Source organism: Streptomyces sp. CNT360, from assembly GCF_000424785.1.
Window position 1 is genome coordinate 878,725 of sequence record NZ_AUKO01000001.1, and the last position, 26,425, is coordinate 905,149.

Below are 26,425 nucleotides of genomic sequence, written 5' to 3' on the forward strand. Positions count from 1 at the left end.
CCCCTCAGCGGGGCAGGCCGCGGGCCAGGTCGGCCGGTCCGAACGCGTCCGTGAGGAGTTCGGACAGGGGGCGTACCCCGGAGGGCGCCTCCACCAGCAGGGTGCCGCCGCCGTGCTCCCACAGCAGTTGGCGGCAGCGGCCGCAGGGGGCGACGACCGTGCCGTCGCCGCCGACGCAGGTGAAGGCTGCCAGCCGCCCGCCGCCGGACGCGATCAGGTCGCTCACCAGCCCGCACTCGGCGCACAGGCCGACCCCGTAGGCGGCGTTCTCCACGTTGCACCCGGTGACGGTGCGGCCGTCGTCCACCAAGGCCGCGGCGCCGACGGGGAAGCCGGAGTAGGGGGCGTAGGCCCGGGCCATGGCGGCCCGGGCGGCTTCCCGCAGGGTGTGCCAGTCGACAGGTGCGTCGGTGGGTGCGTCCGTCACGCTCACGTTCCCTCGCCTCGTCGGTACGGTTTGCCGACCGCGCGTGGGGCGCGGAGCCGTTGGGCCGCGAGGGAGAGCACCAGCAGGGTGGTGACGTACGGCGTCATCTCGACGAACTCCAGCGCCACGGTGTCGGTCAGCGCGTACCACAGCACGAGCAGCACGGCGATAACGAGGGCGACGGCTGCCTGGATACGGGCGCCGCGTGCGCCCCGCAGCCCGGCGCGGAACTTCCACACCGCGAGGCCGACGAGCAGCACGGCCATCAGGAGCAGCATGGCGTGCACGGTGGTGCCGCCGCCGACGACGCGCAGGGCGTCCATGAAGCCGAACAGCCCGGCGCCCATGGCGACACCGCCGGGGCGCCAGTTGCCGAAGATCATGGTGGCGAGGCCGATGTAGCCGCGGCCGCCGGTCTGGTTCTCCTGGTAGAAGTGCACGCCGATGGCGAGGAAGGCGCCGCCGAGCCCGGCGAGCGCGCCGGAGACGAGCAGCGCGGCGTACTTGTAGGTGTAGACGTTGACGCCGAGGGACTCGGCGGCGACGGGGTTCTCACCGCAGGAGCGCAGCCGCAGCCCGAAGGGGGACCGCCACAGGACGAAGAAGCTGCCGACGAACAGGAGGACGGTCAGCACCGTCACCCAGGAGACGTCGCTGACCACGGCGCGCAGGATGCCGGCGAGGTCGGAGACGAGGAACCAGTGGTGCTTCTCGATGCTGCCGAGTCCGTGGGCGAGTCCGGGGACGGTGAAGCTCGGCATGTTGTCCATGGGCGGCGACTGCTTGTCGTTGCCGCCTGCCTGGGCCGCGTCGCTGCCGTCGACGCCGAACCACAGCTTGGCGAGGTAGCGGACGACGCCGAGGGCGAGGATGTTGATGGCGACGCCGGAGACGATGTGGTCGACGCCGAAGGTGACGGTGGCCAGCGCGTGCAGCAGGCCGCCCAGGGCACCGCCGACGATCCCGGCGAGGACGGCGGCCCAGGGTCCGTGCTGCCAGCCGATCCAGCCCGCGCCGAAGGTGCCGAGCATCATCATGCCTTCGAGGCCGATGTTGATGACGCCGGCGCGTTCGGCCCACAGCCCGCCCAGTCCGGCCAGGCCGATGGGGACGGCGGCGGCGATCGCGGTGGAGAACTGGCCGCTGTTGGAGAGCTGTTCGTCACCGGTGACGGTCCGCACGAGGGAGAGCAGCAGCAGGCCGCCGGCGATGAGCAGGAGCACGACGGGGTAGGACAGCTTCCGCCGGCCGCCCGCCGACGACTGCGCGGCCGGCGCGTTCTTCGGCGCGGCGGGCGTGGACGGTGTGGAGGTGGTGCTCATGCGGTGGCCCCCGCCTTCTGCTCGGTCTCGTCCTGCCCGGCGGTGCCCGCGCCCGCCCGGGCGCTCAGTTCGGCTCCGACCTCACGCTGCTGGCGGCGCAGCACGACGCGGCGGACGATCTCGTACGCGATGACGACGCACAGCACGATGATCCCCTGCATCACGCCGACGATCTCCTGCTTGTAGCCCTCGAACTCCAGCTGGATGCCGGTGCGCTCCAAGAAGCCCCACAGCAGGGCGGCCAGGCCCATGCCGATGGGATGGTTGCGGCCGAGCAGGGCGATGGCGATGCCGGTGAAGCCGACGCCGGTGGGGAAGTCGGTGCCGTAGTTGAAGGACTTGTTCAGCAGCGTCGGCATACCGACCAGACCGGCGACGGCGCCGGAGAGCAGCATGCTGGTGACGACCATGCGGCGCACGCTCACCCCGCTGGCGCTCGCCGCCGACTCGCTGCGTCCCACGGCACGCAGGTCGAAGCCGAAGCGGGTGCGGCCCAGTACGAACCAGTAGGCCAGACCGATGACGGCGGCGATGACGACGGTGCCGTAGACCGGGTCCGGCGAGGTGGGGATGAGGAAGAAGTGGCTGGAGCCGGGGAGGTTCGGGGTGTGGAAGAGGTTGCCGTCCTTGACGGCGAGCTTGTCCTCGGAGAGGAAGTAGCCGATCAGCGAGCCCGCGATGGAGTTCAGCATGATCGTCGTGATGACCTCGCTGACCCCGCGGGTCGTCTTCAGGAAGCCCGCGATGCCCGCCCAGACCGCGCCGACGGCCATCGCGACGACGATGATCAACGGTATCTGGACGATGCCGGGCAGGGTGAGGGCTCCGCCGACGACGGCGGCGAAGAAGGCCGCCACCCGGTACTGGCCGTCCACACCGATGTTGAAGAGGTTCATGCGGAAGCCGATGGCCACGGCAGCCGCCGACAGGTAGTAGGGGATGGCCTTGTTGATGATCCAGACCTGGCTGTCGCTCTTGGAGCCGAAGTCGATCATCACGTAGAAGGCGTGGAAGGGGTCCTCACCGGTCGCCGCGATGACGGCGGAGGAGAGGACGAATGCCGCGACGAGCGCGAGCGCGGGCGCCGCCAGCGCCTGGAGCACCGCTCCCGCGCCGAACTTCTCCTTCAGGCGGCTCACTTGGCGCCCCCGTTCGTGTCGTCGTTCCCACGGGCGTCCGCCGGGTCCTGGCGCTCCTGGCCGTCCTGCTGGTGCTCCAGGTGGCCGCTGGCCGCGCCCGTCATGGCCGAGCCGAGCTCCTCCGGGGTGACGTGCGCCGGGTCCGCGTCGGCGACCAGACGGCCCCGGTACATCACCCGCAGCGTGTCGGAGAGCCCGATCAGCTCGTCAAGGTCGGCGGAGATCAGCAGCACGGCCAGCCCTTCCCGGCGGGCCGCGCGTATCTGGTCCCAGATCTGGGCCTGCGCGCCCACGTCCACCCCGCGGGTGGGGTGCGCGGCGATCAGCAGCTTGGGCCGGTGGCTCATCTCGCGGCCGACGATGAACTTCTGCTGGTTGCCGCCCGACAGGCTGGCCGCGGTGACCTCGATGCCGGGAGTCCGCACGTCGTACTCGGCCACGATGCGCTCGCTGTCGGCCCGCGCCTCCCCCAGCGCGAGCAGCTTCGGAGCGCCCGGAACACCGAAGAGAGGGCCGCCGGTGTTCGGCTTCTCCGTGACGTGCCCCAGGATGCGGTTCTCCCACAGCGGTGCGTCCAGCAGCAGCCCGTGCCGGTGCCGGTCCTCGGGGATGTACCCGATGCCGCTCTCCCGCCGTACGCGGGTGGGGGCGTGCGAGAGGTCCTCCCCGTCGAGGGTCAGTGTGCCGCCGTCCGGGTCGCTCATCCCCATGACGGCCTCGACCAGTTCGGCCTGCCCGTTGCCCTCGACCCCCGCGACGCCGAGGACCTCGCCCTTGTGGATGGTGAAGGAGACCCCGTCCAGCACGGCACGCTCGACCCCGTCGGAGTCGACGGCCGTCAGGTGCAGCCCGTCCACGCGCAGCATCGGGGTGTCGGTGACGGTCGACTCGCGGGTCTCGGCGGACGGCAGCTCGCTGCCGACCATCAGCTCCGCCAACTGCCGGGGGCTGGTCTCCTGCGGCCGTACGGACGCCACGGTGGTGCCGCGCCGGATGACGGTGATCGCGTCGGCGACCGAGAGCACCTCCCCCAGCTTGTGGGAGATGAACACCACGGTCAGACCCTCGGACTTGAGCTCGCGCAGGTTGTCGAAGAGGGCGTCGACCTCCTGCGGGACCAGCACGGCCGTCGGCTCGTCCAGGATGAGGATGCGGGCGCCGCGGTAGAGGGCCTTGAGGATCTCCACCCGCTGCCGGTCGGCCACGCCCAGATCCTCGACGAGGGCGTCGGGGCGGATCCCCAGCTGGTAGGCGTCCGACAGCTCCTTGATCTTCCGGCGGGCCCGGGAGCCGATACCGTGCAGCTTCTCCGCACCCAGCACCGTGTTCTCCAGCACGGTGAGGTTGTCGGCCAGCATGAAGTGCTGGTGCACCATGCCGATGCCGCGCGCGATGGCGTCCGCGGGGCTGTGCAGGGTGACGTCGTCCTCGCCGTCGATGGCGATGGTGCCCTCGTCCGGCCGCTGCATGCCGTAGAGGATCTTCATGAGGGTCGACTTGCCCGCGCCGTTCTCCCCCACGAGCGCGTGCACGGTGCCGCGCTCCACCGTGATGTCGATGTCGCGGTTGGCGACCACGCCGGGGAACCGCTTGGTGATGCCGCGCAGTTCGACCGCGCTCCCGTCCGGTGCGGGCCCCGGGCCCGCACCGGACGGCGCGCTGCTGCTGCCGCTGGACTCGCTGGACACTTGACTGACGTGCTCCCTGGTTGAGCTCGAAAGGCGGGCGCGAAGGGCACAGTCCCTCCGCGCAGAGGCGCACACACGATGCGGACATCGCACGCACACCACGTGCGGACATCAGGCGCACACGGAGTGCGGAAGAGGAGACGGACAGCGGCGGCCCCGCACGCCACGCCGCGCAGCACACTGCGCGGGGGCACCCGGGGCCGCCTGCGGAACGTCACGGCCGGGCGGGAACCTTCACCTTGCCCGAGACGATGTCCTTCTTGGACTTGTCGATGTCGCCCATGACGTCGTCGATGAAGCCGCCCGAGGTCGCGACGGAGACGCCGTCCTCCTTCAGCGAGAAGGTCTGGTTCCCCTTCAGCGGCTTGTCGTTCTTCACGCTCTTGATCAGCTCGTAGACCGCGACGTCGACGTTCTTGACGGAGGAGGTCAGGATCGCGTCCTTGTACTTCCCCAGGCCCTTCTGGCGGTACTGGTCGGAGTCGACCCCGATGGCCCAGGCGCCCTTCTTCTTGCTGATCTGCTCGATGGACCCGGCACCGGACTGGCCGGCGGCGGTGTAGATCACGTCGTTGCCGCGGGCGAGCATGCCCTTGGCCATGTTCTTGGCGCGGTCCGGGGCGTTGAAGCCCTCGTCGGACTCCTTGTAGAGGTAGTCGACCTCCACCTTGATCTTGGGGTCGGTGTCCTTGACGCCCTTGACGTAACCGGCCTCGAACTTCTGGATGAGCGCGTTGTCCACGCCGCCGATGAAGGAGACCTTCTTGGACTTGGTCTTCTTGGCCGCCGCCACGCCCACCAGGTAGGACGACTCGTTCTCCGCGAACGTCATGCCGACCACGTTCTTGGCGTGGGACTGCTCGTCGACCACGCCGAACGTCGTGTCCGGGAAGTCCTTGGCCACCTTGTTGACGGACTTGCCGTAGTTGAAGCCGACGCCGATGACCGGGTTGTAGCCCGCCTTGGCGAGAGAGGTGAGACGCTGCTCGCGGGTCTCCTCCGTCTCGTTGTTGCCGGCGGTCATCTCCTTCGTCTTGACGCCGAGCTTCTTCTCGGCCCTGTCGGTCCCCCGGGCCGCCGCCTCGTTGAACGAGTGGTCGTCCCGGCCCCCGACGTCGAACGCGAGCCCGACACCCTTGTTCTTCTTGCCGCTCGACTCCGTAGAGCTCTCACCGCACGCGGTGGCCGTCAGTGCGAGAGTCGCGGTGGCGGCGACCGCGGCAGCCAGTTTTGTTACCCGACGCAACGGAGTCCCCTTTGTGGTCGTGGAAGCACCGGTTCCGGCACCGAAGTTGGGTTCCGGTCCTTGAGACGGGCACACATTAACGCGCGTAGATTTCCAGCAGAAGAAGCCGGGAACCAGCTGTTATCGGATCGTCGCGAACGGGCCCCCTCCCCCGGGCGGAGGAGAGGGCCTTCGCCCCCGCAACGACACCGGCCCCCGAAGCAGCTTCCGGTCGGACACGGCGGCGGCGGGAGCGGTGCAGCGTGGGCCGGGAACAGTCGGCCGGCGGTCGGGGACGGGGATCAGGAACGGTGCAGCAGAGCTGCGGCCGTGAACAGCTCGACACCCGTGGTGATCGCGGACTCGTCCACATCGAAGTCCCCCTGGTGCAGATCGCGGCTGCGCCGCTCACCCACAGGCCGCACACCGAGCCGGGCCATGGCGCCGGGCACGTGCTCCAGATACCAGGAGAAGTCCTCACCGCCGAGGCTCTGCTCCGTGCCCTCGACACAGGAGGCACCCGCGCGGGCCGTCATCGCCTCCCGCAACAGCGCCGTCGCCGAAGGCTCGTTGACGACCGGCGGCACTCCCCGCACATACGTCAGCTCGCACTTGGCACGGTGCATCGTCGCCAGCTCGTCGATCGCCGCATGCACCAGGTCGGGGGCCTCCCGCCAGGTCGGCAGATCCAGGCAGCGCAAGGTACCGGCCAGCTCGGCGCGCTGCGGAATGACGTTGGGCGCGTGCCCGGACTCGATACGGCCCCAGGTCAACGCCATCCCGGACCGCGCGTCCACCCGTCGCGCCAACAGCGCCGGCACGTCGGTGACGAGCCTCGCGGCAGCGGTGACCAGGTCGGTCGTCAGATGGGGACGCGCAGTGTGACCGCCCGCGCCACTCAGCGCCACCTCCAACCGGTCGCAGGCCGAGGTGATCGGGCCGGCACGCAGCCCGATACGGCCCGCGTCCACGCGCGGATCGCAGTGCACCGCCAGGATCGCGCCGACCCCGTCCAGCACCCCGCAGTCCACGGCATCCGAAGCACCGCCCGGCAGCACCTCCTCGGCAGGCTGGAACAACAGCCGCACCGGACGCGGCAACGCCCCGGCGCGGGCCAGCTCCGCCAGCACCAGACCGGCACCGAGCACCACAGTGGTGTGGACGTCGTGCCCGCACGCGTGCGCCCGCCCGGGGACCGTCGAGCAGTACGGCACCTCCTTGGTGTCCGGGATGGGCAACGCGTCGATGTCACCCCGCAACGCGAGCAACGGCACGGCGCCCCCGCCCGGAGCCTCCCCCTCCATGGGAGCCTCCCCGTCCTTGCCCAGGCCGGGGTGGATGTCACAGATGAGGCCCGTACCCATGGCCAGCACCTTGGGGCGCAGCCCGGCACGCTCCAGCCGGGTCTTGATCGCGGTCGTCGTGCGGAACTCCTGGTTGCCCAGCTCTGGGTGCATGTGGAGGTCGCGACGGAAGGCGATGAGCTCGCGCCGGAGGGGGTCGGTCAGGCGGCCGGGCAGCTCGGGAAGTACGCCGGCGGCTCCGCGTGCGTCTACCTCCGGGGCTGCAGGGGACAGGAGTTCGTTCATGGTCGCAGGGTAGGCGCACCGAAGCCGCAACTGGAGAGAGATCCACAAAAGTTCAACCTCTCAGGGGAAGAAAATCTCGACCAGGCGGCGGTTATGTCGCTTTGGGGCTGGGTATGCCTGTTCGCTTGGTCTCGGACCGGCCCGACGAAGCACCCCGTCACGCAGGAGCCGGACGGTAGGCACGATCCGGTCAAGCACTCCGCTGCGGCTGCGGCACCACCGGGGGCAGCCGGTGGGCGCCTCGGGCTGTGCCCGTGACGCCGGACAGGAAGCCCTGGGCCCGGGGGGAGGCGGCGGTGGTGAGCCAGGCGGGGTCGATGTCGCAGACGGCGACGGTCACCGCCGTACCCGCCAGGGCCAGCGGGAGGGTGTGGACGACGGTGGAGGGGAAGCTGAGAATCGTACGGCCGACCGGGCCGCGCCGGGCGACCAGTTCGAGGGGCAGATCGGGACGCACGATCTCCAACCCGGTCGCAGCACTCACCCGCTGAAGCTTCTCGCTGCTCTCCCGGCGGTGCGCGAAGTAGCGGGTCGCACCGTGGGCGCGGGCCAGCGTGGCGACGGCCGTCACATAGCGCTCGGCGTCCACCACACCCGTCTCCACGAGAGAGGTGCCCACCAGGTCGGCGCCCTTCGTCAGGCGGGGCGGACCGAAACGGGCACGGGTCCAGGCGAACTCGTTGGCCGTCACCGTGACGTTCTCCGGCGGCTCCACCGGCATGGAGCTGAACACCTCCACCGGACGGGAACCGTCGGCACGCGGAGTCAGGCAACGGCGGGCGCGGCGCGACACCGGAGCGAACAGCAGCCCGCGCGCCCCGGCCCGCGCACCCTTGCGGTGCCAGCGGACGAAACGCTCACCGCGGGCCAGTTGAGCAACGAACTCCATGGTGGCGGTGCCGTCGTCGACGACGGTGACACGGCGCCCCGCACGCACCGGCGTCAGAGCCAGCAACAGCTGGACATACCGCGAGAACGGATCCCCGATGACCAGAGCACGGGCCCGGCGCACCCGCCGGGCGAGGGCGAGCAGCGTGGCCAACGCCCCCAACCCGCCGTCGCGGGCCTCCTGCCAGCGCACCGCGATGCCCTCGTCCCGGGCCAGCTCGGCCATGCGGCGCAACTGCCCACGGGTCATCGGGTCGGTCGGCGGCAGAACGACCAGGGTCAACGGGCCGACCGCCGCCGGCGCGGGATGATTGTGCGCCCATTCGAGGACGTTGAGGAGCTGGACGGGGCTCTCGACGAAAGCCAGAGCCCCGCCCGCGCACCCGGAAACGGCACCGAGGGTGGCTCCTCCCCCGGCACCGCTCACGGACTCGTCCGCTGGTGCTCCGCGAACGGAGCCGCTACGGGACATCGACGCACACGCTCCGTTCCCCCGGCAGGCCGTCTCGGGCGCCGTCAGACAGTGACCGGCTCGCGGTCCCCGGCCACCACGGCCCCCTCGGCGGCCTCCGCGACCACGCCCTTGACGCGACGCAGCTTGCGCATGGGGGCCAGCTCGCTGTCGTACACCCTCTTCACACCGTCACCGAGGGACTCCTCGATGGTGCGGATGTCCCGCACCAGGCGGGAAAGTCCCTGCGGCTCCACCGAGGCGGCCTGGTCGGAACCCCACATGGCGCGGTCGAGCGTGATGTGCCGCTCGACGAAGACCGCGCCCAGAGCGATAGCCGCCAGCGTCGTCTGCAGCCCCGTCTCGTGGCCGCTGTACCCGATCGGGACGTTGGGGAACTCCTCGTGCAGCGTGTGGATCATGCGCAGGTTCAGCTCCTCCGCCTTCGCCGGGTAGGTGGAGGTGGCGTGACACAGCACGATGTTCTCGCTGCCCAACACCTCCACGGCGTGCCGGATCTGCCTGGGCGTCGACATGCCCGTGGAGAGGACGACGGTCCGGCCGGTGGCCCGCAGGGCACGCAGCAGGTCGTCGTCGGTGAGGGAAGCCGATGCCACCTTGTGCGCGGGCACGTCGAACTTTTCCAGGAAGGCGACGGCCTCCTCGTCCCAGGGAGAGGCGAACCAGTCGATACCGCGCTCGGCACAGTGCTCACCTATCGCCCGGTAATCCTCCTCGCCGAACTCCACGCGGTGCCGGTAGTCGATGTAGGTCATCCGCCCCCACGGAGTGTCCCGTTCCAGATCCCACTGATCGCGGGGGGTGCAGATCTCCGGAGTGCGCTTCTGGAACTTCACCGCGTCGCACCCCGCCTCGGCGGCGGCGTCGATGAGGGCGAAAGCGTTGTCGAGGTCACCGTTGTGATTGATGCCGATCTCGCCCGTCACGTAGACGGGGTGGCCGGGGCCGACCGTCCTGGTACCGAGCGCACGGGTGCGGGGACGGGCGGCGGCGGAAGCGGCAGAGGGGGAAGCCGTGGTGGAGGTGTGCGGCTGGGCGTGGGAGGGGGTGCTCATGTTCACCATTTCCGGGAGTTTCCTTCTGGGATGAGGACAGAGGGGGTCGGTGGCAGGGGAGGGGGGCGGTGGGGTGACCGGCGGTAGGGTTCTGGCAGGTCAGGAGGCGGCGGGGGTGGGCGCCGGGTTCGGGCGGGTTTCCTTTATGGGTGGGCCCACAGGCGCGGCCACACCCCCACCCCCACCCAACTCCGCCCCCACCAGCCACCCCGCGATCTCGCGTACCGCGCCCGCACCGCCGCCCCGCGTGGTGACGGCGCGGGCGGCGGCCCGTACCGCGTCGTGGGCGTCGGCGACGGCGACGGGCCAGCCCGCGAGGGCGAAGCACGGCAGGTCGTTCGCGTCGTTCCCGGCGTAGAGCACACGCTCGGGAGCGATGCCCCGCTCCTCGCACCACTGTTTGAGGGCGAGGTCCTTGCGGTCGATGCCGTGCAGTACGGGGAGCCGCAGTTTGGCGGCGCGGGCGGCGACGACGGGGTTGGTCTCGGTGGAGAGGACGAGCACTTCCAGTCCGGCGCGGCGCAGGGCGGCGATGCCGAGCCCGTCCCCGCGGTGGACGGCGACGGTCTCCCTGCCCTCGGAGTCGACGTACACGCGATCGTCGGTCTGGGTGCCGTCGAAGTCGAGGACGACGGCGTCCACGTCGTCGCGGGTGGGCAGGGTGTCGGGCCCGTCGCGGTGTGCGTCCAGGAGGGGGGCGAGCGCGCGGGCGCGGTCGAGGTCGTGCGGGTCGTCGATCTCCAGGACGCGCGCGGGGTCGGTGCGTACGACGGCGGTCCGCCCGAAGAACCGGTGCCCGGCCTTCCGGAAGCCCGCGGCGTCCATGGCGTAGGCGGCGCCGGTCTCCAGGAGGTCCTCGGGCCGGTCCTGGCGGCGTGGGCGTACGGCGCGGTCGTGGTTGACGCCGTACGCGCTGTGCGGTTCCGCCTCGACGGCCGCGGCACCGTCGCGCCAGACGAATCCGTGGAAGGGCGCCACGCTCAGCGCACTGTCGGCACCGTCCTCGACGACGGCCGCGGCGACCCGCTCGATGTCGTCCCGCACCAGGAACGGGCTGGTGCACTGGACGAGCAGCACGGTGTGCGGGGGCGTACGGTGCCGCGCGGTCCACGCGTCCATGGCGTGCAGGACGGCGGCCTCGCTGCTGGCCAGGTCTCCGGCGATCTCCGCGGGCCGTTCGACGACCTGGGCCCCTGCCGAGCGGGCGGCCTCGGCGATGGCGGGGTCGTCGGTGGAGACGACGACGTCGGTGACGTTGCGGGCGGCCAGGCACTCCCGGGCGGCGCGGGCGACGAGCGGGATCCCGGCGACGGGGGCCAGGTTCTTGGCGGTCACTCCCTTGGATCCGCCTCGGGCGGGTATCACCGCGAGGACGACGGGGGTCGACGACATGGGGGCTCCAGGGTCGGGCGGGGACTGGGGCAGGAAGCCGTCTCCGGGTGACGGCGCGGGCGGCCGGGCGGGGGCGGCGGGACCGTCCGAGGAGCGCGGCCGGGGCCGCGTCCCGGCGTGCGGGCAGGACAGCGGGCGCGGCGTCATCGCTCACCCGCTCTCCGGTCGAGCGGCCTCATCGGTTCGCCCGCCTTCCGGGCGCGAGAGGTCACGGCAGTCGTCGGTGCGCCCGCCTTCCGGGCCGGCGGCGTCACAGCTCGCCCGCCTTCCGGATGAGGGGCGCGACGCGTTGCACCCCGTGCCGGTAGGCGCCGCGTGCCGCCTCTCTCACGGCGCGCCGCACCAGGCCGCGCCCGGCCGCACCGAGGGTGGCCGCCTCCGGGTGGTCCCCGGCGCCGTCGGCCGCGTCGTCCGCGCCGGTGAGGGGCCCGCCGAGTGGTGTGCCGTCGGGGGCGAGGCCGTAGCGGCGCAGGATGCCGGGCAGGTAACCGGGGGCGGTGCGTGGCGTGTAGAACGGCGCCGGGGGTGCGAGGCCGCGCTGTCGGGCGAGGCCGGTGAGTGCGGCGACGCGTCGGCGTGCGGGCGCGTACCTGTCGCCGCCGAGGATTCCTTGGCTGCGTGCCCACTGTTCGTCCACCCGGGGCAGCAGGCCGTCGTCGAGCTGGTCCCAGGAGGCGAGGCAGTGGGAGCCGGTGAAGTAGTGGTTGCCCAGGGCTTCGCGGATCCCGAGGTCGGTGAGGACGGCAGTGGGTACGGACCGGTGGAGGGATTCGAGCGCGGCGGTGGAGCTGACCGTCACGAGCATTCCGCCGGTGCGGCGCACCCGGTCCAGGAGCTCACCCATGTTGCCGTAGACGAGGCGGCAGTTGGGCGGCAGACCGCTCCTGGGGCCGTCGCCGCCGGGCACCTTGCGGGCGAGCTTCTGGTAGGGCAGTTCCTCGATGTGGGTGGTGTGTTCGCCGGGCCTGCTGCGCAGCTTGATCAGCACCTCGCGCTCGGGGTGCCGCCGGGCGTGGGTCACGGCCCGGCGCAGCAGGTAGGCGCGGTCGGCGTGTGAGGCCGGCACGGAGGGCTGTGCCGCGAAGACGACGGTGAACGGCCCGCACCCGCTGCCGCTGCTCCCCGCTGCGGGCGGCGCGGGGGCGACGGCGTCTCCGCGTCCGCCGGCACCACCCGGACCGGCGCGATCGGCGAGGAACGGCAGGGCGCATTCGACCACGCCGCTCGCGTCGGCGCCCACCCCCTCGTACACGGCGCGGAAGCGGTCGGCGTCGTAGGCCGAGTTGGCCAGGACGAGGTCGGCGCCGTGCCGGAGCAGCAATCCGTCGGTCAGCTTCTCGTAGACGACGCCGACGTATCCGGTGACGATCACGGGCCGTCGCACGCACGCGTCCCGGGTACCGATCCGTGCACTCCCGGACGTCTGGCTCTCCTCGCCGGTGACGCCGGTGCCACCGGTGACACCGGTGGCGCGGGTGGGGCCGGTGGCCGTGACCGCCTGGCGCAGCCCGTGGAGCATGGCCTGGACGGCGCCGCCGACGCAGGCGAGGACGAGGACGTCGTAGGCGCCGGGGGCGGTGGCGGCGCGCAGGAACTGGCGCGTGGTGACCTCGCGCAGGCTCTCGACGGTCACGCCGACCTCGGCGAGCTGGCGCGGTGTGGGGGTGGCGCGACCGCGCAGCAGCAGCCCGTCGAGGTGTGCGTCGGGCATCAGCCTGCGGGCGGTGAGGGCACCCCATTTCCACCGGGTGTCGGAATCCGCGAGCACGGCGACTGTCCGCCGCGACGGCGCTTTCACGGGATTCGAAGTTTCTCGCAAGGGCACGTCGCCGACGTTAGGAAGGGATGCGCCGGGGCGGCCCAACGCGAAGGCAACATACGGTTAACAGCGTGCCGCCGAACGGCCGACGAGGCTGCGCCCAGGCCCCGTTCACCGTCCCGCCACGCGCCGTTCACCCGGTGGCCCGCCGCAGGTCACGACGGATGGCGCCGCAGGACCTACCGTCCGTCGGGTGGTCAAGCTCTCCGTCATCGTGCCGTTCTACAACGTGCAGTCATACGCCGCAGAAACGCTCCGGTCTCTCAGTGCGAACGCCCGCCGGGACTTCGAATTCATTCTCGTCGACGACGCCTCTGTGGACGAGACCCCGGCGATTCTGGAGCGCGCCGAAAAGGATCTCTCAAATGTCGCGCGGGTGGTCCGGGTGCGGCATTCCCGCAACGGCGGGCTGGCGACCGCGCGCAACACGGGTCTGGACCGGGCGAGCGGCGAGTTCGTCACGTTCCTGGACGGGGACGACTGGCTGGCCCCGGGTCACTGCACGCGGTTGGTGGCGTGCATCGAGCAGTTGGGCTGCGACTTCGTCCGCACCGACCACGTGCAGTGCACGGGCCGGGCCCGCACGCTGGCGCGGGTGCCGCACGGCCGGCGCGGGGTGGTGGACGATCCACGCGCGGCGATCCTGCCCGCCGGGCGCAGCACGTCCGTGGACTACGCCTACGCCTGGGCGGGTGTCTATCACCGACGGCTGCTGGATGCGGGGTTGCTGCACTTCACCGACGGACTGCGCACCGCAGAGGACCGGCCGTGGATCTGGCGGCTGCACCGCGAGGCGCGTTCGTTCGCGGCCGTCGGGCTGCTGGGGGTCTTCTACCGGCGGGGGGTGGCCTCGTCGCTCACGCAGATCGGTGACGTGCGGCAGCTCGACTTCATCCGCGCCTTCGACCAGGTGGTGGAGGAGACGGCGCGGGACCGCGACGCGGAGGTGCTGCTGCCCAAGGCGGTCCGCACCTACTGCGCGATCATCTCGCACCACCTGACCAGCGGCCGGTTCGAGCCGCAGGTGGCCCGCACGTTGCGGGCGCGGAGCGCGGCAGCCCTCAAGCGGCTGCCGGCCGACGTGCTGGACCAGGCCCTGGACTCGATGGATGCCGAGCGCGCCGCCCGGCTGCGGCGGCTCCGGCGGCGCCCCGGTCCGTCCGGGTCCGCCGCCCCGGGCGGGCGCCCGCGGACGGAGGCGGCTGCCTGATGCGTACGCAGATCTTCTTCGCCTCCACCCTCTACGGGGCCGCCACGCTCGCCGCCGCGCTGGACGCGGGCTGTTTCGAGGGCGCGGACCAGCGGCTGCTGCTGGTGAGCAACAACGCGGGGAACCCCGAGACGGCGCCGGCACTGGACGCCATGCCGGGGTTCGCACGGCTGCGTGACCGCTTCGACCGGGTGCTGTCGTGGAACGAGACGATCCGCCCCTTCCATCCCTCCGGGTGGTCGCCCCGGCCGGACGACGCCCCGCTGTGGGAGCGGTACCTGCGGTCGCTGTGGGGCCTGGGCGACGGGCCCGGCGACGACGTCGTCCTCGTGCTGGAGTCCCTCCAGGTCGAGCCGGCGCTCGCGGTGGCGCGGCTGTTCGCGGACGCGCCCGTCGACGTGTACGCGGACGGGCTGATGAGCTACGGGCCGACCCGCAACAAGCTGGACCCGCTGGTGGGCGGGCGGGTGCGCCGCCTTCTGCACCTGGACCTGGTGCCCTCGCTGGCCCCGCTGCTGCTGACCGAGTTCGGGGTGGCGGCCGAACTGGTGCCCACGGACGCCTTCCGGGCCGTCCTGGCCGACCTCTCCGGTGACGTGCCGCCGTCGGTGACCCGGGCGCCGCACGGCGGGGCGCTGCTGCTGGGCCAGTACCTGTCCGCGCTGGACATCCTCACCGGTGACGAGGAGGAGGAGCTCCACCTGCGCATGCTGCGCGGAGCGGCCGCACGCGGTCACGGGGAGGTCGTCTTCAAGCCGCATCCGCTGGCTCCGGCCCGTTACTCCCGCACGCTGGAGAAGGAGGCCGGTGAGCTGGGCGTCGGCCTGACCGTTCTGACCGCGCCCGTGCTGGCCGAGACGCTGTACGCGCGGATGCGCCCGGCGCTGGTGGTGGGCTGTTTCTCCACGGCCCTGCTGACCGCGTCGGCCTTCTACGGGCTGCCGGTCGCCCGTACGGGAACCCGCCAGCTGCTGGAGCGGGTGGCGCCGTACCAGAACAGCAACCGGATACCGGTGACGCTGGTGGACGCGCTGCTTCCGGACCTGGACGCGGCCACGGGCGCCGGGTTCCGGCCGGTGGCGGGTGCGGAGCTGTCGGGGCTGGTCCGTGCGGTCGGTTTCTGCATGCAGCCGCAGATCCTCCCCCACCTGCGTCCGGAGGCCGAGCGCTACCTCACCGAGCACCTGTCGCCGGCCACCCGCCGCTACTTCAAGCGTCGCCGCCTCACCGCGCTGGCGCTCCCGGGCGCGGTGCCCCGGCAGTTCGCGTTCGTGCCCCGCAGTCCGGCGGTCCGCAGGGTGGCGCGCCGTGCCCGTGCGCTCAAGCGGGCCACGCTGGGCTGAGGTCAGACGCCGGCGGGCGGCGGGCCGTCGGAGGGCAGGCGCAGCACCGTCGCCCGCAGGCCCGCGATCACGGCCTGGAGACCTTCTTCGAAGCGGGCGTCGTAGTCGGTGAACAGGTCGGCGCCGGCCTGCCCCGCGAGGGGGTGGTCGGCCATGCGGGCGGCACGTTCGGCGGGGTCGTAGCCGGGCGTGCGCTCGCCGGGGGCGGGCTGGACGGCCTGCTCCTCGATGACGAAGCCGAGGGTGTAGCTGAAGGCGACGACGTAGGCGCGGGCGGCGGCGTGCACGGTGAAGCCGGCGTCCGTCATGCGCTTCAGGTAGCGCTCCTGGCCCGCGCCGTGCTCGGTGGTGGTCAGCCGGGTTCCGCTGTAGACCTTCGCGCCGTCGCGGTAGCGAAGGAGTACCCGGCGCAGCAGCCGCAGGCTCTCGGCGAACCAGGCGTCCCAGCCGGCGGTGGCGGAGAGCTGGTCGGGGGCGGAGGCCAGATCGCGGGTCATGGCGGTGGCCATCTCGTCCAGCAGCGCCTGTTTGCTGTCGAAGTGCCAGTAGAGCGCGGGCGCCTGTACGTCCAGTTCCTTGGCGATCCGGCGCAGGCTGAGCCCTTCCAGGCCGGTCTCGTTGAGCAGCCGCAGCCCGGTGGCGGCGACCTGTGCGCGGTCCAGCCGCGGGGGTGCCGGCTTCTTCCGTGCCGGGCGGCGGCGCGGGGGGCGTGCCTCGGTCCCGGTCGTCCGCGAGGCGCCCTCCGGCCTCGTGGCCGGCTCCGTCCGCGGCGTCCTCTCCGGTTCCCTCTCGGGGGCGTTCTCGGCAGCCACGGTTGACATCTTAACGGCGTTAAGCAGATGCTTCCGCCATGACTGAATTTAACGGCGTTAAGGAAGCGGGACCTGCCGCGCCGCCCACCGGCGTCCTTGTTGTGGGCGCCGGGCCCACCGGCCTCACGCTCGCCTGCGAACTGCGCCGGCGGGGCATCGGCGTCCACGTCGTCGAGCGCGGCGAGGCCCTCTTCCCGGGCTCCCGCGGCAAAGGCATCCAGCCGCGCACCATGGAGGTCTTCGACGACCTGGGGATCGTCGACGCGGTACGGGAGGCGGGCGGCCCCTACCCGCGGATGCTGGTACGCCGGGACGGGCGGCCCCCGGTCGAATGGGACATGGTCGAACGCGCCGAACCCCGCCCCGACGCCCCCTACGCCGAGGTGTGGATGCTGCCCCAGTGGCGCACCCAGGAGCTGCTGTTGGACCGGCTGCGCCGACTGGGCGGAGACGTCGAGTTCGGCACGGCCCTGACCGGCCTGGAACAGGACGCCACCGGGGTGAGGGCTCACCTGGCGAGCGGGAAGGGGGCACGCACGGTGCGGGCCGCGTACGCGGTGGGGTGCGACGGGGGCCGCAGCACCGTGCGGGGCACGCTCGGCATCGGCATGACGGGCGAGACGGTGCAGCCCGAGCCCTCCGTGGTCGCGGACGTGCGCGTCACCGGACTCGACCGGGGCCACTGGCACGCCTGGTACGACGCGCAGCACGGACCCCTCGCCCTGTGCCCACTGGCGGGCACGGACACCTTCCAACTCGCCGCACAGCACGCCGGACTGGACGGCGGACCGGACGGCGACGGCGGGGCCGGCGGGCTCCTACGAACCCTCGGCCGGCTGCTCACCACCCGCACGGACCTGGCCGCCGACCAGCTCGAAGAGGTCGTCCACGCCTCGGAGTTCCGGGTCAACGCCGCACTGGCGGACCGCTTCCGCTCCGGCCGCGTCCTCCTCGCGGGCGACGCCGCCCACATCCACTCCCCCGCCGGCGGGCAGGGCCTCAACACCAGCGTGCAGGACGCCTACAACCTGGGCTGGAAGCTCGGCATGGTGCTGGCGGGGCAGGCCGGTACGGCACTGCTGGACTCCTACGAGGCGGAGCGCGCCCCGGTGGCCGCCCACATCCTCGGCCTCTCCACCCGCCTCCACGGGAGGGCCGCCCGCCGGGGTGCCGACACCAACCAACTCGGCCTCGCCTACCCCGACAGCCCGCTGACCCGCCGCCCGGCCACGCCTCACCCGGGCTCCCTCGCGCCGGGCGACCGTGCCCCCGACGCCCGTCTCACGGGGGCCGACGGCGCCCCGGCGCGGGTGTTCGACCTGTTGCGGGGCCCGCACTTCAGCCTCCTGGCCGTCGGCGAGGCCGCCCCTCCCCGGGGGCTCCCGCCCTACGTGCGGACCCACCCGGTCGCGGCCGCACCGCCCTACGACGCCGACGGCCTCCACCTGGTCCGCCCGGACGGCTACCTCGCGCTGGTCACCACGGACCCGCAGGAGGTGACCGCATACCTCTCGACCCTGACCGGCTGAGACGGCCCGCCCTCCCACGGGACCGCGCACGCCCGCACGAGCTGTCAACCGGCGGTTGACGTCACGCGACTGTCAACCTACGGTTGCCACATGGGGAACACAGTGAGCATGACGCAGCCCGTCCGCCTCGACGACCTGATCGAGGCCATCAAGAAGACCCATCCCGACGCCCTGGACCAGCTCAGCGGAGCGGTGGTCGCGGCCGACCACCTCGGCGAACTCGCCGACCACCTGATCGGCCACTTCGTGGACCAGGCCCGGCGCTCGGGAGCCTCCTGGACGGAGATCGGCGCGAGCATGGGCGTCACCCGGCAGGCGGCCCAGAAGCGCTTCGTGGCCAAGGACCCCGGCGAGCCGGCGGACCTGGACGCGCGCCAGGGGTTCAGCCGCTTCACCGCGCAGGCCCGCAACGTGGTCGTGGCCTCCCAGAACGAGGCCCGCACCGCGCGCAACGCCGAGATCGGCACCGCACACCTGGTGCTCGGTCTGCTGGCCGAACCGGACGCCCTCGCCGCGCAGACCCTCACCGCCCAGGGCGTCACCTTCGACGTCCTCCGGGAGGCGGCCACCGCCGCGCTGCCCCCGGCCGCGGACGGCGCGATGCCGGCGCTCGTACCGTTCGACGCCGGGGCCAAGAAGGCTCTCGAACTGACCTTCCGCCAGGCCGTGCGGCTGGGCCACGAGCACGTCGGCACCGAGCACCTGCTGCTGGCCCTCCTGGAGCACGAGGAGCTCCAGGAGGGAACCGGTCTGCTGCACGGACTGGGCGTCGACAGGTCCGCGGCCGGAAACGGGATCGCCGCACTCGCCGGCGCCCAGCAGGAGACGCCCCAGGACTGAAGGCGGGAGGGCGGAGCGGGGGCCGGTCAGGGCTTCGGCGTGTACGTGCCGAAGCACCACAGGTTGCCCTCCGGGTCCTTGGCGGCGTACTCCCGCGAGCCGTAGTCCATGTCGGTCACCGGCATCACGATCTCCGCCTCCGCGGCGGCCGCCCTGGCGTGGTGCGCGTCCGGGTCCGCGACCGGCACGTAGACCGCACACGGTCCCAGGCCGCCCATCACGCCGCTGTCACGGGAGGTACCGAGGAGGACCATCCCGTCCCCGAAGCGCAGCTCGGCGTGGGCGACGGTACCGTCCTCGGCCTCGTACACATGGACGGTCTCGAACCCGAACGCCTCCTGGAGGAAGTCGAGAGCGGCGCGGGGGTCGCGGTATTGCAGTACGGGATGCAGCGGCATGGAGTCCTCCTGGTGTCTCTCGCAGCTTGCCGCGGACGTGTACGTCTCCGATTTCGAGCGCTCCGGCAACGTACTGGTGGGCCCGCACGGCGGTGGAGTCCGGCGACACCGTCCGGTCCGAGGTCGTCATCAGCGTCCACCGCCGCCAGAACCGCGAAGAGGATTCTCTCGCAGGTGCCGTCGACGCGACGGCACCTTTCGATCAGCCGCGCGTGTGCCGTTGGGGGAACGGTCCGGGTGCGTCGGAAAGGTCGCGCCGGAGTGAGCTGGTGCGGTGCTTCCAAGCGATGGCCTCGCTCGTGCGGCGGTGGTCGGCCCACCGCCGCGCGGACCGGATCGGCCGGCATCAGCGGCTTGATCCGGTCCCGCATCGTGTCTGTGATCACTGATCGGACAGGCACATCCGATCAGTGATCAACCCATCGAGGAGACACGCTCCAGGTCTCTGGGCCGGGCCTGTTTCCGGGCATGTCGGGTTCACTTGGCGCTACCGCAGAATCCCCCGAAGCTCGGGTGCCGTTCCGTACGCTTGCTTCTGTCGCATCTCAAGCGTTGCCGGTGATGAAGTCGCTCAGCGCGGCAGCGACGGCGGCGGGCTGTTCATCGGGAATGAAGTGTCCCGCCTCCGGCACGACGACCCCGGTGGCGTCGTCGGCCCACGGCCTGAGGGAAGCCGCCATGTCGGGGATGGAGCCGTGACTGCCGGAGATTCCGAGAACCGGGATCGTCAGGCGCTGGCCTTTCAGTGCCAGGTGGTTCTTCCGTGCCGACTCGGCGGCGTCCCGGTAGTAGGCCAGGGACGCACGAAGGCCACCGGCGGCGGCCACGGGCGCCGCGTACTGCTCGATCTCGGCGTCGTCGAAGAGGTCGGGAGAGAAGGTCTTGGTGCGCAGGAACCAGCCCACGTACTCCCGTTCGCGGCCGGTGAGCAGTGTCTCGGGCAGGTCGGGCACGAGGTGGAAGGCGAAGTGCCAGGTCTTCCACGCCCGTTCGGGGTCGGTCGGAATGCTGTCGGGGAGTGTGATGCCAGGGATGCCGGCGTCGAGCAGTGCCAGACCACGCAACCGGCTTGGGTACTTCAGCGCGAGGGAGAAGGCGACCCATGCGCCGATGTCGTGGGCGACCAGCCAGTACGCCGAGTCTCCGAGCGCCTTGACCGCGGCATGGACGTGCGCGGCGACCGTGTGCGTGTCGTAACTGATGTCCGGGCGTTCGGAGTGGCCTTGCCCCGGCAGGTCGATCGCGATGACGTGGAATCGGTCGGCCAGGTGCGGCATCACCCTGCGCCATGCCCACCAGGTCTGCGGGAACCCGGCAAGCAGCACGAGGGCCGGACCGTCCGGTCGGCCTCCCTCGACCGTGTGCAGCCGGACGCCGTCGGCGTCGACCCAGCGGTGGGTGAAACCGGCCAGGTCGGGCAGTGGCACGTCGGGGACCGGGTTGCCCCGATCGTGGGGTGCGGTTGCAGGAGCCTTCATGCTTCTCCTTCACAAGTCAGCCGGTGGAGCCGTGCCGATGCGTCCGGCCATGTCCGTACCTGCACCCTAACGTATCTTGAAACGATCGGTTCAAGATGCGAAGCTGGTCACCGGCGAGAGGAAGGTGCGGCGTGGCAGGCAAGAAGCGCTTCGACATCGATACGGCGCTTGATGCCGCGATGATCCAGTTCTGGCGGGCCGGCTACGCACACACGGCAGTGGAGGACCTGTCCCGGGCCACCGGGCTCAACCGCAGTTCCATCTACTCCTCGCTGGGCGACAAGGACACGCTTTTCGTCCGCTGCCTGGATCGCTACAGCGCACGGTATGGAGACAAGTACGACGCCGCGTTGTCCTGCGCCGCCGAGGAGCCCCTCGCGGCCGTGCGGGCGTTCTTCGACGTCACCATGCAACGCATTGCGGACCCCGCTCTGCCCGACGGATGCCTGGTGGCCCAGACCGTCATGGCGACTCCCGTGCTGAGCGCGAGCGTCGCGGCGCGTGCGCGGGAGGCGGTCGGCTTCCAGCACACCCGGCTGCGCGCCGCACTGCAGGCCGGCCGCCTGCAGGACGAGGCGGCCGGTTCCTTCGCGACCCACCTCGCGGCCGTGAACCAGTCCCTCGCCGTCATGAGCAGAGCCGGAACGAGTGCGGAAGAGCTGCGCGCCGTTGTTGACGTCGCCCTCGACTCGCTCGAGCGGGCTCTCGGCACCGGCGCCTGAGATGCGCCCCCTGAGAACTCGACGGCGACCCGGTGCAGCGCGGAACGAGGACGAGGCGGAGAGGGCCCTGCCCGGAGAGGGAAGTTGCAAAGGGTAAGAGCATGCGGCCCCACGCGCCCGAAGAGCCTGCGGTCACCTCGGAGCGGGCGGAGCGCCGCGCACCTCCCTGCGTCGTCCACCAGGCATGCGTGGTGTGCGGCGGCTGCCGGTGAGCCCGGCACTCACGTCGTCGGTGATCAGCCGCGTCGTGGGATCGATCGTGCCGGAACAGCAGGAGCCGGCCGGGACGGCCCCCTGGTCCGATATTCCGTCCGGATACACTCACCAGCGCTGGTCGAAGGCCAGCAGGCCGGGGTGAGAGTCGGGGGTTCCTTGTCGGGCGGCCCCCCTGGACGTATGGCCGCGCTGCTCGAAGTGGCAACGCGTCGGGCAGTCCATGCACCGGTGGAGGACACCCGGCAACTCCTCCGAGCCGCCGCCTCCTGCCGCGCCGCGGCAAGACGGCCCTGTGCTGAGGATCAGCGGTCCCATCAAGCCCCCGCCGTCGCCAGGAACGGAGTCTGTACGGTTCATTGGAACGTACACGAATATCGGAGTCCGGTAGCGACGGCAGGCGCGGCGGGCATGACAGGGAAAGGTGCACACGCATGGGTGCCAGTGGCGTCATCGACGAAACCGAGGCGGGAGGGAACCCTGCGGAGTCGTCTGTTCCGTCGGACAGAATCGAGGGGGGCGTCTCCGGAGAGCGCTTGATCCTCTTCACCGACGCAGTGACCGCGATCTCCATCACCCTGCTGATCCTTCCGCTGGTGGACATCGTCCCGGAAGTCGCGACCGCTCACGAGGGCGCCAGCGAGGTGATCACCGGTCACCTCAGCCAGATCTGGAGCTTCCTGCTCAGCTTCGCGGTCATCGCGAACATCTGGCGTGAGCACCATCGGGCCTTCTCGTCGGTCACGATGCTGACCCGCTCCCTGACGGCATGGAACATGGGATGGTTGCTCTCCGTCGTCGTGCTGCCCCTCCCGACGGAGATGATCGGCGCCTTCGGCGGCCACGACCGGTTCGTGGGAGCTTTCTACTACTCGGTCCTCCTGGCCAGCATGGTGTGCCGACTGGCGATGCTGAGGATCCTGAAGACCACCCCGGGACTGGTCGAGGGGGACGGTGAACAGGACCGTCAAAGGATCGAGGACTTGTATACCGCGAGCTACCTCAACGTCCTCGCCGTGGCCATCGCACTGGTCATCGCGCTTGCCGTGCCCGTCCTGCAGTACTACAGCCTCCTGCTGCTGCTCGCCGTCCGGCCGGGGCTGGCGCATCTCCGCGCCCGGCGCACCGCCCGCTGACCACTGGAACGGCAAGCGCTCGGACAACCGCCTGCGCCCCCTGGAGACAGCCGCTGCACGACTCGGGGCTGCGGCGGCCACGAGGCGCCGGCTCCAGCGCACTCGACCGTCAGCCAGACGGTCACAGCACTGCCAGGAGCCGGCGTCCGCCGCGTCCCGGAGGAGTGGGAACGCCTCCGGCGCGGCGCTTTCGGCGGCACGGGGGCAGGGGAGCATCCGGCGCACTCGCGGAAGTCCCGGTCGGGGTGCGCCTGATCGCAGTAACCGCACGCCTCGGCGGTCTCCGCGGGCCCCGGTGCCCCGCGCACCGCCGTCCCCGCCCACCAGCCGCAGTGCCTTGCGGAAGCGCCGCACCCACCTGGAGAGCGCGGGCCCCACACCGACCTGCTCGGTGAAACGCGCGTCGCAGTGCACCACCTGATGCGCATAACGGCCCGGGGGCACCCCGAACAGGGCGTAGGCACCGGCAGGGGTCAGCCGGACCTCCATCCCGTGCTGGGTGCCCGCGTGTTCCGTGACCACCGGCCTGCCGAAGAAACCCGCGACGAAGCTCCCGTACGACGGGCCAGGACCGGCGCCCGGCGGAACGGCGCCCGGTGTGCCGGTGGCCGGTGCGACGGTCATCGGGTGGCCGAAGCTGAGGACCGGCGTGATCCCGCACCACGGCACCTCGGTCCGCCGCAGCGGGGCACCCCGCTCCTTCGGCAGCCCTGGAACGGGGCCGCCCGTGCATGGGCCGGGAGCAACCGGGGATGCCGCTCCCACAGCGGCCGGTCCGCACCGCAGGCCGCCTTCGCCGACCCGTCCACCCGCAGATCGGAGTCCATGCCCTCACCGTCGCAGACGGCACCGACACCGGTACCTCGGCTCGCGGCGCAGTCGCGGGTCACACCGCCGACGGCCACCGCTCGTACCAGCGCAGATCGGCCTCCAGTTGGGCGGCCAGCGACAAAAGCAGCGGCTCGCTGTTCGCCGGGCCGAGGAGTTGGGCGCCCAGCGGCAGCCGGCCGGGGCCGGTGACGCCGGCGGGCACGTTGACGCCGGGCCAGCCCAGGACGTTCCAGGGCCAGGCGTAGGGGCAGTGGGCGATCATCCGGCGGTCGGTGTCCCAGCCGGACAGCCCCGCCAGAGCGCCGATGCGGGGCGGCGGAGTGGCGGTGGTCGGCGTCAGGACGACGTCGTACCGGCTGAAGACGCGTCCCGCACGGCGGCGCAGCGGCCCCTCGGCGGCTCGCGCGGCGCGCAGCACCGGGCCGCCCAGCAGCCGCCCGGTGCGGGCCGCGCTCACCGTACGCGGATCGAGGAGCCCGGGGTCGGGCGCGCGCTGCGCCCAGGCGCGGACGCCCGCTGTCGCACGGGGGACGAACGTCAGCCCGACCGGGCCGTAGGAGGGATCGGCCTCCTCCACCTCGTGGCCGAGCGCGGCCAACCGCTCGGCCAGCCCGCGCACGGCCGACTCCACGCGCGCATCCAGCCGCTTGGGCGTGGCCGTGAACGCCCACCGGGTGGACAGCGCGATCCGCAGCCGGCCCGGGTCCCGGCCGACGGCCTCCCGCGCAGCGATGCGCGGCGGGCGGTGCAGGTCGCCCGGGTGGTTGCCGCTCGCGGCGTCCAGCAGCAGCGCGGCATCCTCGACGGTGCGCGCCAGCGGCCCGAAGACGGTGATGCCGTTGAACGACTCCGGGTCCGGCCAGGTGGAGATCCGGCCCCGCTGCGGTTTGACGCCGATCAGATGCGTCCAGGCCGCCGGGATACGGACCGAACCCGCCCCGTCCGAACCGAGCGCCGCCGGCACCAGCCCGGCCGCGACGGCCGCCGCCGCGCCCCCGGACGAGCCGCCCGGGGTGTGCTCCCGGTTCCACGGGTTGCGGGTCTCGCCGAAGGCGGGGCCCTCGGTGAACGGCCACTGCCCCAGCTCCGGACTGTTGGTCTTGCCCACGACGACCGCCCCGGCCGCCCGCAGCCGGCGCACCACCTCCGCGTCGGCCGTCTTGGGCGGGAAGTCCCCGGCGCAGCCGAACGCGGTGGGCTCCCCGCACACGTCGGTGTCGTCCTTGACGGCGAGCGGCACGCCCAGCAGGGGCCGCCGCTCGCCACGGCGCAGGGCCTCGTCCGCCGCCTCCGCCTCCGCCAGCGCCGCCTCGGTGCGCACTCTGCGGAACGCGTTCAGCGTGGGCTGTGTCGCCTCGATGGCGGCCAGTGCCTGCCCGGTCAGCTCCCGGGCGCTCACCTCGCCCTCCGCCAGTGCCGCCACGGCCGCGGCCGGGCCCGGCAGGCGCGCCGGGTGCGCCGCACCGCCGCCCGTGGACGGCTGCCCGGCGGGCCCGGTACCGGTACCGGTCGACATGAACACCTCTCACCCTGGACGCCGGCGCGCCCGTTCGTCGTCTCGCCCTGTTCGTCCGCACGGCTCGCGCCTACTGTCCCCGATCGGCGCCCCGTTCGAAACCCGCCGGTAACCGGCCGCCGGTCGCGCACCCGTCCCCCGGCGGCACGCGAGGCGACATGCGGCAGGTTCGCGGGCGACGCGCGCTGGGCAGGAATGGAGCCGTACATCCGTCGAACCGTCCGGGGGGGGATGGGGATGCGCAGGAGGAGAGCACCGGCTCACCGCCGACTCACCGCAGCCACCGCCGTGCTGCTGACCGCGGGCGCCCTCGCGGGCTGCCAGACCAAGGGCACCGGCGCGCAGGAACCGCTCATCCGGGTGTCCGAAGCGCCCCAACAGGCGCCCGTCGGGCACGCGTCGAAGCACTCCTCGGCGCCCGCCGCGCCGAGCACACCGGCCACCCGGGCCGGGCCCACCCAGCGACCGGGGCATGTGCGGCCCGCAGCCCCCGCCGCACAGACCGCCATTCGGATGGCGCCCGGCACCCGCGGCGACAACGTCCGCGAACTCCAGGCCAGACTCGCACAGTTGGGCCTCTTCCAGCGCAGTCCGACCGGGTACTACGGATCCGTGACCGCCGGTTCGGTCACCGCCTTCCAGAAGCAGCGCGGCATGGCCGCCACCGGCAAGGTCACCGATCCGGTGCTCACCGCGCTGCGTGCCCGCACCCACGAGCCGACCCGTACCGAGCTGTACCCGCCCACCACCCGCCCCCTGTCGAAACCGGATCCGCGGTGCACGACCGGGCGGGCGCTGTGCATCAGCAAGAGCAGCCGGACCGCGGCGTGGATGGTCGGGGGTACGGTGCGCACGGCCATGGACGTCCGCTTCGGATCGGCCTACACGCCGACCCGTGAGGGGCAGTTCAAGGTCGACTTCAAGAGCCGCCATCACGTCTCGACGCTCTACCACACCCCCATGCCGTACGCGATGTTCTTCAGCCGCGGCCAAGCCGTGCACTACTCCTCGGACTTCGCCGCCCGCGGTTACGCCGGCGCGTCCCACGGGTGCGTCAACGTCCGGGACAAGAAGAAGATCGCCAAGGTGTTCAACGAGATCCGCCCCGGCGACAAGGTGATCGTCTACAAGTGAGGAGCGCGGGCCGGGCAACTGCGCTCCCCGAAGGAACACCAGGGACCGCTGCCCGCAAGGAAGCCGACGAGTGAGGGCCGCGGGCGGGACCGGGGACTGCTCTCCCCGGGGGCAAACCCGGGACCCCCGGCCGGACGAGAAAGAGGCGAGGACGGGACCGGGGACTGCATTTCCCGGGGGCAACCCCCGGACCCCCGGCCGGACAGAAGAGGGGCGCGGGCGGGACCGGGGGAACGTGTCCCGCCCG

21 protein-coding genes are annotated in these 26,425 nt (G+C 72.1%); 7 read left to right on the forward strand and 14 right to left on the reverse strand.

Features of this window, described 5'->3' with window-relative positions:
- Positions 1–4: 4 nt before the first annotated feature.
- The 10 genes from H297_RS0103740 to H297_RS0103785 all read right to left on the reverse strand — a co-directional run bounded on the left by H297_RS0103740 (position 5) and on the right by H297_RS0103785 (position 12,965).
- Positions 5–427 carry a cytidine deaminase gene (locus H297_RS0103740; protein ID WP_027735954.1) on the reverse strand — a complete coding sequence of 141 codons (423 nt, stop codon included), beginning with the start codon at positions 425–427 and terminating at the stop codon, positions 5–7.
- A gap of 2 nt (positions 428–429) precedes the next feature.
- Positions 430–1,749 (reverse strand): ABC transporter permease, encoded by a 1,320-nt coding sequence (locus H297_RS0103745; RefSeq protein ID WP_027735955.1) that lies wholly within the window; start codon positions 1,747–1,749, stop codon positions 430–432.
- Complete coding sequence (locus H297_RS0103750; protein ID WP_027735956.1) at positions 1,746–2,888, reverse strand: ABC transporter permease; 1,143 nt, start codon at positions 2,886–2,888, stop codon at positions 1,746–1,748. The genes H297_RS0103745 and H297_RS0103750 overlap by 4 nt, the downstream gene beginning before the upstream one ends.
- The gene (locus tag H297_RS0103755) at positions 2,885–4,576 is read right to left on the reverse strand and encodes an ABC transporter ATP-binding protein (RefSeq protein ID WP_027735957.1); all 1,692 of its coding nucleotides are present in this window, start codon (positions 4,574–4,576) and stop codon (positions 2,885–2,887) included. The genes H297_RS0103750 and H297_RS0103755 overlap by 4 nt, the downstream gene beginning before the upstream one ends.
- 214 nt (positions 4,577–4,790) lie before the next feature.
- A complete protein-coding gene (locus tag H297_RS0103760; RefSeq protein ID WP_027735958.1) occupies positions 4,791–5,822 on the reverse strand; it encodes a BMP family ABC transporter substrate-binding protein in 1,032 nt (343 codons plus the stop codon).
- Positions 5,823–6,103: 281 nt separating this feature from the next.
- Complete coding sequence (locus H297_RS0103765) at positions 6,104–7,390, reverse strand: amidohydrolase (protein ID WP_027735959.1); 1,287 nt, start codon at positions 7,388–7,390, stop codon at positions 6,104–6,106.
- A gap of 190 nt (positions 7,391–7,580) precedes the next feature.
- Positions 7,581–8,750, reverse strand: a complete 1,170-nt coding sequence (locus tag H297_RS0103770; protein WP_486589386.1) for a hypothetical protein — start codon at positions 8,748–8,750, stop codon at positions 7,581–7,583.
- 44 nt (positions 8,751–8,794) lie between these two features.
- On the reverse strand, positions 8,795–9,814 hold the full coding sequence (locus tag H297_RS0103775; RefSeq protein ID WP_027735961.1) for an N-acetylneuraminate synthase family protein: 1,020 nt from the start codon (positions 9,812–9,814) through the stop codon (positions 8,795–8,797).
- 90 nt (positions 9,815–9,904) lie between these two features.
- Positions 9,905–11,197, reverse strand: coding sequence for an acylneuraminate cytidylyltransferase (locus H297_RS0103780; RefSeq protein ID WP_027735962.1), 1,293 nt, complete (start codon positions 11,195–11,197; stop codon positions 9,905–9,907).
- 250 nt (positions 11,198–11,447) lie between these two features.
- Entirely contained in the window at positions 11,448–12,965 is a 1,518-nt protein-coding gene (locus H297_RS0103785) for a DUF6716 putative glycosyltransferase (RefSeq protein WP_051351458.1), read from the reverse strand.
- Positions 12,966–13,209: 244 nt separating this feature from the next.
- On the opposite strand from H297_RS0103785, the gene H297_RS34315 reads away from it, so the two are divergent.
- A complete protein-coding gene (locus H297_RS34315) occupies positions 13,210–14,226 on the forward strand; it encodes a glycosyltransferase family 2 protein (protein WP_051351459.1) in 1,017 nt (338 codons plus the stop codon).
- Positions 14,226–15,569 carry a polysialyltransferase family glycosyltransferase gene (locus tag H297_RS0103795; protein WP_027735964.1) on the forward strand — a complete coding sequence of 448 codons (1,344 nt, stop codon included), beginning with the start codon at positions 14,226–14,228 and terminating at the stop codon, positions 15,567–15,569. Before H297_RS34315 ends, H297_RS0103795 begins: the two co-directional genes overlap by 1 nt.
- 2 nt (positions 15,570–15,571) lie before the next feature.
- On the opposite strand, the gene H297_RS34320 is transcribed toward H297_RS0103795, so the two are convergent.
- Positions 15,572–16,231 (reverse strand): TetR/AcrR family transcriptional regulator C-terminal domain-containing protein, encoded by a 660-nt coding sequence (locus tag H297_RS34320; RefSeq protein WP_051351510.1) that lies wholly within the window; start codon positions 16,229–16,231, stop codon positions 15,572–15,574.
- 188 nt (positions 16,232–16,419) lie between these two features.
- Here H297_RS34320 and H297_RS0103805 point away from each other — a divergent pair, with 188 nt between their 5' ends.
- Positions 16,420–17,910, forward strand: coding sequence for an FAD-dependent monooxygenase (locus H297_RS0103805; RefSeq protein WP_051351460.1), 1,491 nt, complete (start codon positions 16,420–16,422; stop codon positions 17,908–17,910).
- A gap of 90 nt (positions 17,911–18,000) precedes the next feature.
- A complete protein-coding gene (locus H297_RS0103810; RefSeq protein WP_027735966.1) occupies positions 18,001–18,750 on the forward strand; it encodes a Clp protease N-terminal domain-containing protein in 750 nt (249 codons plus the stop codon).
- A 26-nt stretch (positions 18,751–18,776) separates the two neighbouring features.
- Here H297_RS0103810 and H297_RS0103815 read toward each other — a convergent pair whose 3' ends face one another.
- Both H297_RS0103815 and H297_RS0103820 read right to left on the reverse strand, forming a co-directional pair.
- A complete protein-coding gene (locus H297_RS0103815; RefSeq protein WP_027735967.1) occupies positions 18,777–19,148 on the reverse strand; it encodes a VOC family protein in 372 nt (123 codons plus the stop codon).
- A 545-nt stretch (positions 19,149–19,693) separates the two neighbouring features.
- Complete coding sequence (locus tag H297_RS0103820; RefSeq protein ID WP_027735968.1) at positions 19,694–20,626, reverse strand: alpha/beta fold hydrolase; 933 nt, start codon at positions 20,624–20,626, stop codon at positions 19,694–19,696.
- A 131-nt stretch (positions 20,627–20,757) separates the two neighbouring features.
- Between H297_RS0103820 and H297_RS0103825 the strand changes: the two genes are divergently transcribed.
- Together H297_RS0103825 and H297_RS0103830 are read left to right on the forward strand one after the other, a co-directional pair.
- Positions 20,758–21,348: a TetR/AcrR family transcriptional regulator gene (locus tag H297_RS0103825; protein ID WP_027735969.1), complete on the forward strand. Its 591-nt coding sequence runs from the start codon at positions 20,758–20,760 to the stop codon at positions 21,346–21,348.
- A 647-nt stretch (positions 21,349–21,995) separates the two neighbouring features.
- Positions 21,996–22,697, forward strand: a complete 702-nt coding sequence (locus tag H297_RS0103830) for a TMEM175 family protein (RefSeq protein ID WP_078513704.1) — start codon at positions 21,996–21,998, stop codon at positions 22,695–22,697.
- An 886-nt stretch (positions 22,698–23,583) separates the two neighbouring features.
- Here the strand turns inward: H297_RS0103830 and H297_RS0103835 are convergent.
- Positions 23,584–25,044, reverse strand: coding sequence for an amidase (locus tag H297_RS0103835; RefSeq protein ID WP_078513705.1), 1,461 nt, complete (start codon positions 25,042–25,044; stop codon positions 23,584–23,586).
- 237 nt (positions 25,045–25,281) lie between these two features.
- On the opposite strand from H297_RS0103835, the gene H297_RS0103840 reads away from it, so the two are divergent.
- On the forward strand, positions 25,282–26,178 hold the full coding sequence (locus tag H297_RS0103840) for a L,D-transpeptidase family protein (protein ID WP_051351512.1): 897 nt from the start codon (positions 25,282–25,284) through the stop codon (positions 26,176–26,178).
- Positions 26,179–26,425 lie beyond the last annotated feature (247 nt).